The organism is Micromonospora arborensis (assembly GCF_003205615.1).
GTDB classification, from domain to species: Bacteria; Actinomycetota; Actinomycetes; order Mycobacteriales; family Micromonosporaceae; genus Micromonospora; species Micromonospora arborensis.
Window position 1 is genome coordinate 415,294 of the sequence record NZ_PYBV01000005.1, and the last position, 13,304, is coordinate 428,597.

Below are 13,304 nucleotides of genomic sequence, written 5' to 3' on the forward strand. Positions count from 1 at the left end.
ATCGCCCACGCCCCGTCGGTCTACGGCTTGGGAATGCCGTCGAACTGATCGGGCACCGTCAGCCAGGTGGCCCGACTGACCGGCCAGAAGACGGTGAACGCCCGCCCGACCACGTCGTCCTCGGGGATCGTGGCCTCGGTGATGTTCTGCCCGGACTGCTGCCAGTGCTCCAGCGAGTCGCCAGAGGCGGAGCGGTGGTCGCCCATGACCCACAGTCGGCCCTTCGGCACGGTGATGTCGAACTCCTGGTCGGCCGGCTTGTCGCGGATCCCGTTCATCGAGAAGATGTACGGCTCGTCCAGCGACTTGCCGTTGATCATCAGCCGTTCCTCCGGGTCGCAGCAGACCACGTGGTCGCCGGGGACGCCGATCACCCGCTTGATGAAGTCCTCACCCTTGGGGTTGCCACTCCACTCGATCGGAGCCTTGAAAACGATCACCTCGCCGCGGTGCGGCGATCGGAAGTCGTAGACCAGCTTGTTGACCAGCACCCGGTCATCGATCTTGAGAGTGTTCTCCATGGACGGGGAGGGGATGAAGAAGGTCTGCAGCACAAAGGCGCGGACCAGCACCGCGACCAGGATCGCCACACCCAGCAGGATCGGCAGTTCCTTCCAGAAGGAGCTGCGCGGCTTGTCGGTCTGCTCGTCAATCACGCCAAGGAGCCTACGTTGCCGAACTGGACGTCATCGTCCGGAACGCGCGGGAACCTCGTAGGGCGGCCGCCAACGGGAGAATCAGCAGCACACCGCCCTGTGGGGTTGGTCGCACCGGGGGCGCCCCGGAGGATGCCACGCCCGGATCGGACACGTCGTCGAAGGTCGACGGCACCGACAGCGAACTCCAGCGGGACGAGGGCCAGACCACCATGAAGGCCCGGCCGATCACGTTGTCGATCGGCACCGGGCCCTGGCAGCGCGCGTCCTGGGAGACCTCGCGATGATCGCCCATCACGAAGATCTGACCGGGCGGCACGACGACCTCGTCGAAGCGCCGGGAGCGGCACTCCGCGGGGTTGGGCGGCAGGTCCAGTGGAGAGTCCCGCAGGACGTACGGCTCGTCGAGCGGCGTGCCGTTCACGGTCACCCGACCCTGACTGTCGCAGCACTTGACCCGGTCACCGGGCAGGCCGATCACCCGCTTGATGAAGTCCTTCTCACCGGGGCGGCTCACCCCGACCAGGTCGCCGACGGTACGGGTCAGCTTGCCGGCGAAGCCCGGCTCGGGCTGCTCGTCGACCTGCGGCGCCCAGCGGTCGGTGCCCCGGAAGACCACCACCTCGCCGCGTTCCGGGTCACGGACGTCGTAGACGACCTTGTTGACCAGCACCCGGTCCCCGATGAGGAGGGTGTCCTCCATCGAGCCGGACGGGATGAAGAACGCCTGCAGCAGGAAGGTGCGGATCAGCACCGCGAGGCAGAACGCGACGACCAGCAGCAGCGGAAGCTCCTGCCAGAGGGGCATCTGCCGCCGGGTGCGGCGGGTCCGTCGACGCCACGGATCTACGGTGCCGTCCTCGTCAAGCGTCTGCACACGCCACTCCCCGGTCCACAGAAACACCACCGCCCGGGAGCCTCGTCGAGGCTCCACGGGCGGTAGTGGACGGCTACCCGCCACAGGGGCGGGCCCGCCGCCTCGCTGCGCCCGTGACGACCAGGGTAGTGCGGTCTGGTCGTTACGGCATACGCGCAGGCCAGGCGGCGTGGCGAGCGGGGGGTCAGCTGGGCAGCTTCTCCCGCTTCTCCTTGATCTTGGCCTTCTTGCCGCGCAGCTCGCGCAGGTAGTAGAGCTTGGCGCGACGCACGTCACCGCGGGTCACGACCTCGATCCGGTCGATGCCCGGGCCGTTGAGCGGGTAGGTCCGCTCGACGCCGACACCGAAGCTGACCTTGCGGACCGAGAAGGTCTCGCGCAGACCGTCACCCTGGCGGCGGATCACGACGCCCTGGAAGATCTGGACACGGGACCGGTTGCCCTCGACGACGCGGGCGTGCACCTTGACGGTGTCACCGGCCCGGAAGTCGGGAAGGTCGGTCCGCTTCGACTGGGCGTCAAGGGCGTCCAGGATGTTCATCGCTGCGTCCTCGTAAGGCTCACGGCGCACCGTCACTCGGTGCGCGGGTGGGTGATTCTGATCCCCGGATGGTGGTCGGCGGGCCGACCCCGGTCGGGGATCCTCGCAGCCGCCCACGGGCGCGGACGGATGCGGCAACCCCCCTACTTTGCCACATCCCCCGGGGGCCACTGAAATCCGGCCCGGTCCAGGGCCGCGATGTCCCGTTTGTCGAGCCGGTCGGTGGGCAGCGCGGCGAGCAGGTCCGGGCGCCGGGCGGCGGTCCGCAGCAGACCCTCCTCGCGCCGCCAGCGGGCGATCTTGCCGTGGTCGCCGGAGCGGAGCACCTCCGGCACGTCGTGCCCGCGCCAGCTCGGCGGCTTCGTGTAGATCGGAGCCTCCAGCAGCCCGTGGGCGTGCGACTCCTCGTCCAACGAGCCCGCGTTGCCCAGCACCCCCGGCAGCAGCCGGGTGACCGCCTCCAGCATCACCAGGACCGCGACCTCGCCGCCGAAGAGCACGTAGTCACCGAGCGAGACCTCGGTGACCGGCATCCGGGTGGCGGCGTGCGCCAGCACGCGTTGGTCGATTCCCTCGTAACGGCCGCAGGCGAAGAGCAGATGCGACTCGGCGGCCAACTCGTACGCCATGGCCTGGGTGAACGGCGCACCGGCCGGCGACGGCACCAGCAGCCGGGGCGGCGGGGCCTCGGCCGGCGCGAGGGCGTCCAACGCCTCGCCCCACGGCTCCGGGCGCATCACCATCCCCGGCCCACCGCCATAGGGGGTGTCGTCGACCGTGCGGTGCACGTCGTGGGTCCAGGTCCGCAGGTCGTGCACGGCAAGCTGGAGTACGCCGTTGGCCCGCGCCCGCCCGATCAGTGACAGGTCCAGCGGGGCGAAGTACTCCGGAAAGATCGACACGACGTCGACGCGCATGGGGGTGGTCCTAAAGATCGAGCAGTCCGGCCGGCGGGTCGACGATCACCCGTCCACCGGCGAGGTCGACCTCCGGAACGATCGCCCGGACGAACGGGATCAACGCGGTACGCCCCTCGGGGCGTCGCAGCACCAGCAGGTCGGAGGAGGGTGCGTGGTCGATCCGGGCGACCTCGCCCAGCCGTTCGCCGGCCGGGGTCACCACGGCCAACCCGACCAGCTGGTGGTCGTGGAACTCCTCCGGGTCCTCCGGAGGCTCCACGTCGGCGCTGTCCACCACGAGCAGGGTCCCGCGCAACGCCTCGGCGGTGTTGCGGTCCAAGATTCCACCGAACGCGATCAGCACCCGGCCCTGGTGGAAGCGGGCTTCCTCGATGGTCAGCTCCGCCGGAACCCGGAACGGCACCCCGGCCTCGTCCGCCGTGGAGGGCGAGGGGGGCGTCGCCCCCGGCTCAGTGCGCAGCACTGTGCCGGGGGCGAACCGTGCTTCGGGCTCGTCGGTCCGCACTTCCACGGTTACCTCACCGCGGACACCGTGCGGCTTGCCGATCCTGCCGACGACGAGCTGCATCAGTACGAGTCGACGATGTCGACGCGTACCCCGCGCCCGCCGATGGAGCCGATCACCTGGCGCAGCGCCTTGGCGGTCCGGCCGGACCGCCCGATCACAGTGCCGAGGTCCTCGGGGTGCACGCGGACTTCAAGCCGCTTGCCCCGACGGGAATCGACCATCCGCACCCGGACGTCGTCCGGGTGGTCGACGATGCCCTTGACCAGGTGCTCCAACGCCGGACGCAGAGGCATGTCAGGCCTGCTCACCGGCGTCGGCAGCGGCGGGAGCCTCGGCCGCGGCCTCGGTCTTCGGCGCCTCGGCCGGAGCCTCGGTCTTCGGAGCCTCGGCAGCCTTGGCGGCCTTCTTGGCCGGCTTGGCCGGGGTCTCCGGGGCGAGCCCGGCGGCGGCCTTCGCCTCAGCCTCGTACGCCGCCTTGCGGTCGGCCCGCTCGGGCGCGACCAGCAGCGGCGGCGGGGCCGGCAGGCCCTTGTACTTCTGCCAGTCACCGGTCAGCTCCAGCAGCCGCTGAACCGCCTCGCTCGGCTGAGCGCCGACGGACAGCCAGTACTGGACCCGCTCCGACTTGACCTCGATGATCGAGGGGTCTTCCTTGGGCTGGTAAACCCCGACGAACTCGATCGCCCGACCGTCGCGCTTGGTGCGCGAGTCGGCGATGACGATGCGGTACTGCGGGTTGCGGATCTTGCCCATCCGCAGGAGCCGGATCTTTACGGCCACAGTTGTTTCGCTCCTGTTGCGATCTCACCGGCCCGTGCGGGCGGTGTGCATGGGTGAGCGCCGACCGGACCCGTGGGGTTGGGCCGGAGACTACTCGGTGGACTAGCGACGTGCCCGGGTTAGAGGGCGCCGGACGCGCGCCGGATACCAGCGACCCATTCTGCCAGATGGAGCGCCGATCACTCGCACCGGAGCCCCAGGCATGCCCGCCGAACGCCGCTACGTGACCGACATCACCCTGCCGTCGGGGTCCACCGGCCCCGGCAGCCCGGGGGTGGCCAGCCGAGCCAGCAGCTCGCGGGCCGGGCCGGCGGGCACCACCCGCAGCGCCTCCCGCGCCCGTTGGGCGTGCTCGGCGACCAGGCCGAGCAGCCCGGCCACCCGAGGGTCGTCGCGCGCGACCGCACCCGGCTGTGCCGACCCACCCCACCGGGACGCCCCGGCCAGCTCCCGAAGCTGCTCGCCGAGGGCATAGGCAGCGCCAACCTCGCGACCGTACGCGGCCAACGCGTTCACCACCGGCACCCGGGCGCCTCCGAGCCGACCGCCGAGCCGACACGGCAACTCGAACGCGATGGCGGCCCGCCCGGCCAGGACGGCACCACCGGCACCCCCGTCGGACGACGGGTCGTCACGCAGTTCCAGAGCCCGCCCCTCACAGGCCACCGTCAGCGCCTCGGCGAACTCGGCGACGACCGGGCCACCGCCCTGCGCGGCGAACTCGTACGCGCGGGCCAACAGGAAGTCCGCGACCAGCACCGCGAACCGGTTGCCCCACGGCGTCGGTCGGGGGCCGGTGGACCGGGCCTCCTCCCGGGCGCTGTCCACCGCCAGGCCGGCGAGCAGACCCAGGTCCACCGCCGCGGCGAGGGCGTGCCGCAGCGGGTGTTCCCGGCCCCCGACCGCCGCGGCGACCAGCAGCAGCACCGCCGGGCGCAGCGAGAGGGTCGACAGGTCCTCGTCCACGCCGGCGAGCCGGACGAACATCGGCCAGTCGTCCCGGACACAGCCGGCCAGCAGTTCGCCCACCGCCAGGAGATCGCGCCGCAGGTCGCGGGCGAGTTCCGGAGCCGGCTGGGGCAGCGGGTCCAGCAGGACACCGGCCCGCGCCCCGTCCGGGAAGAGCGCCAGCCGGCGGCAGAGGGCGAAGAGTGGGCGGTCGTCGTCGAAGGTGGCGTCGAGCACCCGCCAGGCGAGCAGGTACCGGCGCACGGAGTACCGGCCGGTCTCGAAATAGCCGGACTGCCGGGCGGCCAACTGCCGGGCGTACGGAGCGGGATCCACCGGTCCTGCCCCGGCGCGACGAAGCGCCGTGTCGATCCGGTCCGCGGCGAGCAGGCCCGACTCCAGGGCGAAGCTGATGCCCTCGCCGGTGAACGGGCTGACCAGCCCCGCCGCGTCGCCGACCAGGAGCAGCCCCGGCACACCACACCGGGACGGGTCGAAGTCCAGCCGCAGCGGCGCACCGGTCATCGGTCCGGCTGGCCGGGCCGCCCGGAACCGGTGGTCGGTCGTCGCCAGCTCGGCGACGAAACGCTCGTACAGCAACCGCACGTTCTCCCGGTGGGTCGGGTCGAAGAGGCCCACGCCGACGTTGGCCGTCCCGTCGCCGACCGGGAACACCCAGCCGTAGGAGGGCAGCACCCGCCGGTCCGTGACGTCCGCCAGCGGGAGGTGGATCTCCAGCAGTTCGTCGAGGTCCGCCACCTGCGTGAAGTAGCCCCGGGCGGCGAACCCGGTCCACTCCCGGTCCGGACTACGCAACCCGGCCTGGTGAGCCAGCCGTGAGGAGGCCCCGTCGGCGGCGACCACAGCAGGGGTACGCAGCGCGAACCGGCGGCCCTCGTACTCGACCTGCACGCCGTGGACCCCGCCCGCGCCGCCCAGCAGTCGGGTGGCCCGTGCCCCGGTCCAGAGCACCGCGCCGGCACGCACCGCCCGCCGGCACAGCACCGCATCCAACTCCAGTCGGGGCACCACCATGCCGTACCCGGTGCCGTCGGGGTCCTCGTAGTGGAAGTCGCGACCGCCCCGCCCGCGCATCCGGATCCGCACCCCGTCGACCCGCTGGGCGCCCGTCAGCTCGTCGAGCACCCCCATCTCGGCGAGCAGCCGCACGGCGCTGCGGGTCAGGCCGTCGCCGCAGCACTTGTCGCGGGGAAACTCCCGCCGGTCGATCAGCAGAACCCGGCGGCCCAGCACCGCCAGCCGGTACGCCGCGGCCGCGCCGCCCGGGCCCGCGCCCACCACCACCGCGTCGAAGCCGTCGAGCCGGTCCGGAACCATCGCCGGGATCGGCGGGTCCGACGTGACCACCTCAACCCGCCCGGGTGACGGCGTAGTCGGCGAGCCGGACCAGCGAGTCCCGGGCCGGACCGGGCGGCAGCGGGTCCAGCCGCCGGGCGGCCTGTGCGGCCCTGCTCCGGGCCTCGGCGAGGACCTCGTCCACCGCACCAGAGGCGACCACCAGCTCGGCCACCTCGGCCAACTCCGCCGGGGTGGGCTCGCGTACCTCCAGGAGGTCGCGCACCCGCCCGGCCCCCGGTGTGTCGCGGGCCAGCAACCGCAGTACCGACATGGTGTAGACCCCTTCCCGGACGTCCGTCAGCGGCCGCTTGCCGAGAGCCGCGTAGCTGCCGCGCACGTCGAGCGCGTCGTCGGTGAGCTGGAAGGCGACCCCGAGGTCGTGGCCGTACCCGGCCAGCGCCTCGACGGTCGCCGGCGGCGCACCGGCGAGCAGCGCGCCCAACCGGCAGGGCAACTCGAACAGGGTCGCCGTCTTGCCAGCGATGATCTCCAGGTGCTCGGCCTCGGTGAGGCCGGTGTGGAACGCGTTCTCGGTCTCGCGGAGCTGGCCCGTGCAGAGCGCGACGAGCGCGGCGGCCGCCTCCCGGCCGTACCGGTCGTCGAAGGCGGCGAGCAGTGCGATCGCCCGGGCGACCAGGAAGGTCCCGGCGACCACCGCCGCCGGCTCGCCCCATTCGGCGTTGACGCTGGGTCCGTGCCGCCGGGTGACGGCCCGGTCCATCACGTCGTCGTGGTAGAGCGAGGCGAGGTGCAGCAACTCCAACGCCGCGGCGGCGTCGAGCAGGTGCGCTGGACGGACGGTGCCGAATTCGGCCGCGACCAGCAGCAGCGCGGGACGGATCCGCTTGCCGCCCCGACGTTGCAGGGCCGTCGCCATCGCCCAGAGCGCCGGGTCCGACGCGGCGACGGCCTCCCGCATCCGCCGGTCCAGGCCGGCCAGCGCATCCCGGGTACGGGCGCTGGCCAGCCAGTCCGGGTCGGTTGCGTTGCTCACCGTCACCGCTTCCGCTTGGGCTTCGGCTTCGGCTTGGTCGGCTCCTCGGCCGCCGGTTGGCCGGCGTCGCCGCCGCTCCCACCGCCACCGCAGCCACAGCCCCCGTCGCCACGCCGCCCACTGCCCGGAGCACACAGGGTGGGCACCCGCTCGACCAACTCCTGCGCCTTGTGCAGCAGTTGCTCGTCGTCGAGCATCCGCAGGATCTCCACCGGAGTACGACCGACAGCGTCGTTCGCCAGCGCCAGCACCTCCTCGGCGGCGGAGAGCTCCTCGGCGGTCAACCGGTCCGCGAAGCGGCGCAGCGTCTTGCGGGCCTCGTCGAGGTGCTCGGTGGTGAGCGTCGCCTCGGAGCGCTGCGGCTGGAGCAGTGCCGCACGGGCCGTCTCGGCGTAGGTGTCGTAGAGCTTCTGCAGGTGCCGCCGGTCGGCGTCGGAGAGCTTCGTCGCCCGGGCTCGGGCCACCAACCGGTCCTCGTTGGCGAAGTAGGTGTCGACAGCGAACCGGCCGACCCTGGTCTGCTGCAGGTAGCGCTGCCGGAACTCCTTCTCGACCGCCACGTCGAGGTCGACGTCCCGGTCCAGGACCCGGCGGGCGGTGCTGCTGGAGGCGCAGCCGCAGGCACTCTCGTTGCCACCCTCGCCGCCCAGGTAGACCACCGACCCGGAGTCGCCACCCTCGGACAGGTGGGCGGTGGCGATCTGGCCCTCGAAGGTAGCCACGCCGACGCCGGGGCCGTAGTCGATGCTCGCGCTGACATCCACCTCGGTCACCGTGGAGGTGGTGTACTCCGTGGTCCGGCCGACCTTCTCCACGTTGCTGCCGATGTCGACGCCGGCGATGGCGCTGGCCCCCGCGGGGAAGGTCACGTCGAGTTGACGCAGCACCTCGTCGATGGGGTTGATCAGGGTCCGGTTGCACGAGCCGGCGAAGAGTAGACCGACCGCCGGATGATCGCTGTTGGCCACCGGGAAGATGTCGTTCTTGACCTGGTCGATCACGTCGTTGGGTTGGGTGACCTGGCCGATCGCGCAGTCCACCCGGTTGCCGGCCGGGTTGATCATCACGAATCGCTTGAGTGTGGCGATGGTGTCGGCCGGCGCGGTGCCGCCGTCGTACGAGCCGGGCTGCGTGATCGCGTCGCCGATCACCCCGGCGTTGGAGTTCGCCAGCACGTGGTTGTTGCTCAGGATGCAGAGCGAACCGTCGGTGTTGTCGGTGACCAGCGCGCCAAGCGTGCCGGCCGTGACGTTGATGTGCGCGATGCTCACCCCGTTGGGCGCTGGGCGTTCCCGGGCGGTGAACTCCTGGGCGAAGAACGGGCCGGTCTCCACCACGTCGACCTCGACGAAGTCGGACCCGAAGTAGACCCGCCGCGGCAGCAGCCGGGTGGTGGGTAGGAACTGCCTCGGCACCTTGCGCACCACGTACACGACCAGGGCCGGCTCGTCCGTGCGGCGGCCGCTGACCTCCCGTCGCCCGTAGGCGAGCCCGCTGACGTTCGGGTCGCCGAGCAACCCGGCCAGTGGTCCCTGACGGGCCGCCCGAGCCAACGCCCGGGCCTTGACGTAGCTGTCGTCGTTCGGATTGAACATGGCCGTCTCCTGCCGGTGCAACGGGGTGATGGATCAGGTTCGGCGGGCCTCGAACGGCCCGGTGAGCACGAAGCGCAGCGCGACACCGTCGACGCGCTCGCTGGTGCGGGCCACCAACACGGGGTCGGTGACGTAGACGGTGATGACGTACGGGCCGGACGGGTCGGGCCGGCCGATGCCGGTGCCGACGGCGGCGAACCGTCGGGTGAGCTCAGCCCGGTGCGCGGCCAGCACGGCACGGACGGCGTCGAGCGAGTCGGGTTCAGCCACAGCAGCCACCACGAATCGGCGGGTCGGACCGGGGCGTCGGGCCGCTGACACCGGGGTCGATCGGAACCGGGTGCGACGTGGGGTCGCCGTGCTCGTCGTCGGACCCGGTGTCGTCGGCGTACTCGGCGCAGAGCCGGATCAGCAGCCCCTCCGCCGATCGGCCGACGATCCGGACGGCGACGATGCCGGGACCGGCGAGCGTCACCGTCGCCGGGCCCGGTGGCGAGTTCGCCGGCACCTCGACGCGGTCGAGCTGCGTACCGTCGTCGTCGAACGCGGTCAGCTCGACCGGTTTGCCGCCCTGGTTGGCCAGGGTGACGACGACCCGGTCCACCGGGTGGGGCAGTGCGACGTGGACGCCGGCGCCGAGTTGGAGGGCCGCGCCGCCGGTGGGCGGCCCGACCGCGACGACCACCCGGCCGGCGTCGTCCAGGGAACGGATGAGGAACTCGTGGTCCGTCCACTCCGCCGGGTACTGGGTGCCGGGCTGACGGCCGGCGAAGTCGAGACAGTCGCGCGGCCGTGGTGGCGGCGGCTCCGTCGGGCAGTACGGCTGCGCGGCCAGCAGGTCCACGTCGTCGAACCACACCCGTCCGCCGCCCCTTCGGGGTTCGCCCCCGTCGGCCGCTGCCTCCAGGAAGACGGTCACCCCGGCGGCCTGGGCGGCGACGCGTACCGTCAGTGGGCTCCACCGCTGGGCGCTCGTGCCGTCGCTCCAGACGACGGCGGCGGAGGCCGGGTCGGTGCCGCCGGTGGGGTCGACGCCGAGCCGCGCGGTCGCGGGTTCGGCCTGGTCGAGGTCGTACCAGGCGGTGAGCTGGTAGGCCCAGCCCGGGTTGGCCCCGATCTGCTGCCGGACGCCGACCCGCTGCTGCGGACCGGGCACGAGCCCCTGGGAGCGGCGGCCACCGTGCACCACGAAGTTGCTCGCGGCGTGTTGGCCGGTGCCGCCGGCCGCCGAGCCGGCCAGCACGTACGGCTCCCAGCCGTTGGCGACCTGTCCGGTGGTGCGCTGGGCGAACCCGTCCTCGAAGTGCCGGTTGACCACGTCGATGGCCCGGACCACCACCTCGTCGACCCCGGTCCCACCGTCGTCGTCGATCACGGTGCACCGGGTCAGGAACGTGCCGCAGTCCGGGTAGCGGTGGGACAGCACCGCGATCCCCCGACCGGCCGGCGGCTCGTGCGTCTCGGTGACCACCGCCGGCAGCGGGGGGCTGCAGTCGCCGAAATCCCAGACGGCGGTGTGCGTGTCGCACCAACCGGGGTCGGTGAACCGGGCGGTGAGGGTGAGGACCGTGCAGGGGTAGGTGAACAGATCGGGGCCGGCATCGACCACCGGCGGGACGTTGCGCACCGTCACGGTCCGGGTGTCGGTCGCCATCCCGCCGTTCTGGTCCCGGACCCGCAGGGTCACCTCGTACACACCGTTGTCGCACCAGGCGTGCTGGACGGTGCTGGTGCCCTCGGCCCGCGGCGGGGTGTTGGTCTCCACGACCGTGCCCGGCTCGGTGGGTTGGGCGTCGCCGAAGTTCCAGGTGGTCTCGTGGGTGTCGACGTACTCGACGTCGCTGAACCGGCCGACGAGGGTGACCAGCTCCCCCTCGTCGACGGTGAGGTCCGGGCCGGCGTCGACCGTGGGCGGCACGTTGGCGACGTACACCAACGCGAAGTGGCGGCTGGTGGCGCCGCCGGGCTGGTTGATCGTCAACGAGTGCGCCGCGAGGTAGGTGCCGCTGGCGGCGTACACGTGGTTGACGTCCGCGGTGGCGGCCGGTGCGGCGCCGTCGCCGGTCAGCCAGGTGTAGCCGGCCGCGGCGCTGGTGTGCCCGGCGGCCAACAGCAGGGCCGACTGGGCCGTCCCGGTGTACGGTCCGCTGCTGCGGGCGGCGAGCACCTCGGTGCTCTCACAGGAGCTGAGCACCTCCAGGTCACCGGCGAGGACGAGCCCGTCGGCGTTGATCACGACCGGGTCGAAGAAGACGGCCCTGACCCGCCCGATCCGGGCCAGCTCGGGCGGCCAGCCGGTGATGCCGCTGACCGCCCCGGTGATCGGGTCGACAAGGCGTGACCCGCCGATGTTGTTGACCACGGCCGTGATCACCGCGGCGACCACGATGATGATGATCCCGATCAGGATGCTCCCGGCACCGAAGCTGATGATCGCCAGGATGATGGCGATGACCCAGAACAGGACCGACTCCTCGGGGTCGACGTCCGGTTCGCCGATCAGGTGGTTGTCCATCCGCTGGACGCCGTCGGGGTTGAGATCGCCGCTCGGGGTCCAGTGCAGTCCCACGTCGGCCCGGAAGCTGGCGTCGACGTCGATGCTGCCGAGGATCGCGTCGATGACCGTCAACTCACCGCTCATCCGGATCGACCCGTCCCGCAGTACGACGTCCAACTCCCGGACGTCCGCCTTGTCGTCGCCCTGGTCGACGCGGCGCGGCAGGTCGCTGTCCGCCCAACCGTTGGTGACCCGGGCGGAGTCGATGTTCTCCTGCACGATCGTCCCGTCGAGCAGGATGGCGAAGTCCCGCCCGGCCGGTACGACGTTGGTCATCGCCCCGATGTCGGCGCCCTCGCCGGCGTTGATCGCGATCACCAGGAGGTCGGCGAAGACCCGGGTGGCGACGTTGTCGGCCTCGAACACCTCGCCACCGACCTCCGGCGTCCACAGGGCCAGGAAGCCCCGCCCGGTCAGGTCGTCGAAGAGCAGGTCACCGATGGCCGTCTCGATCTGCGCCACGGTGGGCACCACGACGCTCTGCGAACCGAAGCCGTGCACCAGCGCCGCCCCCTGCTGGTTGAGCTGGGCCTGCAGCGCGTTGTCGAGGAACCCGAAGAGAGTGGCGTTGTTGGTGGTGAAGTGGGCGCCCTCGATGCCGGGCGCCGGGCTGATCGGCCCCGCCACCACTGTCGCCGTGTCGAAGCGCAACGTGTACGCCCCCGGCGGGGTCTCCAGCGGCACCGTGATGGCGAGCCGGGTTTCCACCGCCATCGGGTCGGCCAGCGCGGGCGCCGCGCCACTGCCGACGATGTGGAACATCCGCAGATAGATCGGCATGCTGATGAGGACGTTCCCCGGATCCGGCTGGCTGACGTCGATCCGGTGGGCCGGGTCGGCCTGGTCGTCGTAGATCTCCAGGTGGGTGTCGAGGGTGTAACTGCCGACGCCGAGGCCCAGCACCAGCCCGGTGTCGTCCTGCTCGTGCGGGATCGTCGGGATCCCCGGATGCAGCACACCCCCGGGGCCGCCGTTCTCGTAGGCGAAGTGGATGTACTCCCCGAGAATCTGGACAAGCTTCGGGGCGAGAGGGTCACCGCTGGTCAGGGTCGCGGTGACCGCGCTGCGGGGCAGGCCGTCGAAGCGCAGCCCCACGTTCTTCGAGTCGGGCAGCACCCCGATCGGCACGGCGGCGTGCGCGGTGGCGGTGAGGTCCAGCAGTTGCGCGGAGGGCACCGGCGGGTCGGCGACGGTCACCTGGATGACCAGGCCGAAGGTGAGTTCACAACCGTCGATGTCGGGTCGTGGGGCGGCGTCGAGCTGGTCGCGGGGGATCTCCACCTGGCCGCCGGCCGTGGTGAACCCGCCGATCCCGAGGCCGGCCGGGACCGGCAGGAACTGCCGGATGCGTCCCTCGTCGGTGCTGGTGTCGCCGCACTCGGCGGACTTCCAGGCACCCTGCAGGGCCTTGCGGAGAACGGGTGGAGTCGCCTCGACGACGACCTCGAAGCCATGGGTGTCGGCCATTGGTCCCCCTTCGGGGCCGGTGTGGTGGAGGCCGGAGGGTGTGGACGCCGGATGCCGGACCGGACGTCAGGAGATGCTCGGGCAGCCGTCGCCGCGCGACGG

The 13,304-nt window shown here is 72.0% G+C and carries 12 protein-coding genes; all 12 read right to left on the minus strand.

The annotated features are described in order from the left end of the window. Positions 1-20 precede the first annotated feature (20 nt). The 12 genes from lepB (C7C45_RS04975) to C7C45_RS05030 all read right to left on the minus strand — a co-directional run bounded on the left by lepB (C7C45_RS04975) (position 21) and on the right by C7C45_RS05030 (position 13,202). Entirely contained in the window at positions 21-656 is a 636-nt protein-coding gene (gene lepB / locus C7C45_RS04975; protein WP_110562426.1) for a signal peptidase I, read from the minus strand. A gap of 10 nt (positions 657-666) precedes the next feature. Further along, positions 667-1,533 carry a signal peptidase I gene (gene lepB / locus C7C45_RS04980; protein WP_110562535.1) on the minus strand — a complete coding sequence of 289 codons (867 nt, stop codon included), beginning with the start codon at positions 1,531-1,533 and terminating at the stop codon, positions 667-669. A 184-nt stretch (positions 1,534-1,717) separates the two neighbouring features. Next, positions 1,718-2,074, minus strand: coding sequence for a 50S ribosomal protein L19 (gene rplS / locus C7C45_RS04985; RefSeq protein ID WP_110562427.1), 357 nt, complete (start codon positions 2,072-2,074; stop codon positions 1,718-1,720). A gap of 143 nt (positions 2,075-2,217) precedes the next feature. Continuing rightward, positions 2,218-2,991, minus strand: coding sequence for a tRNA (guanosine(37)-N1)-methyltransferase TrmD (trmD, locus tag C7C45_RS04990; RefSeq protein WP_110562428.1), 774 nt, complete (start codon positions 2,989-2,991; stop codon positions 2,218-2,220). A 10-nt stretch (positions 2,992-3,001) separates the two neighbouring features. Next, complete coding sequence (gene rimM / locus C7C45_RS04995; RefSeq protein WP_110562429.1) at positions 3,002-3,562, minus strand: ribosome maturation factor RimM; 561 nt, start codon at positions 3,560-3,562, stop codon at positions 3,002-3,004. Next, positions 3,562-3,822, minus strand: a complete 261-nt coding sequence (locus C7C45_RS05000; RefSeq protein ID WP_172862164.1) for an RNA-binding protein — start codon at positions 3,820-3,822, stop codon at positions 3,562-3,564. The genes rimM and C7C45_RS05000 overlap by 1 nt, the downstream gene beginning before the upstream one ends. After that, complete coding sequence (rpsP, locus tag C7C45_RS05005) at positions 3,797-4,282, minus strand: 30S ribosomal protein S16 (protein WP_110562430.1); 486 nt, start codon at positions 4,280-4,282, stop codon at positions 3,797-3,799. Before rpsP ends, C7C45_RS05000 begins: the two co-directional genes overlap by 26 nt. Positions 4,283-4,501: 219 nt before the next feature. Next, positions 4,502-6,598, minus strand: coding sequence for a geranylgeranyl reductase family protein (locus C7C45_RS05010; RefSeq protein WP_110562431.1), 2,097 nt, complete (start codon positions 6,596-6,598; stop codon positions 4,502-4,504). Between the two features lies 1 nt (position 6,599). Beyond that, a complete protein-coding gene (locus C7C45_RS05015; protein ID WP_146247271.1) occupies positions 6,600-7,583 on the minus strand; it encodes a polyprenyl synthetase family protein in 984 nt (327 codons plus the stop codon). A gap of 2 nt (positions 7,584-7,585) precedes the next feature. Continuing rightward, on the minus strand, positions 7,586-9,178 hold the full coding sequence (locus C7C45_RS05020) for a hypothetical protein (protein ID WP_110562433.1): 1,593 nt from the start codon (positions 9,176-9,178) through the stop codon (positions 7,586-7,588). A gap of 33 nt (positions 9,179-9,211) precedes the next feature. Continuing rightward, entirely contained in the window at positions 9,212-9,448 is a 237-nt protein-coding gene (locus tag C7C45_RS05025) for a hypothetical protein (RefSeq protein ID WP_244200243.1), read from the minus strand. Beyond that, on the minus strand, positions 9,441-13,202 hold the full coding sequence (locus C7C45_RS05030) for a PKD domain-containing protein (RefSeq protein WP_110562434.1): 3,762 nt from the start codon (positions 13,200-13,202) through the stop codon (positions 9,441-9,443). Before C7C45_RS05030 ends, C7C45_RS05025 begins: the two co-directional genes overlap by 8 nt. Positions 13,203-13,304 lie beyond the last annotated feature (102 nt).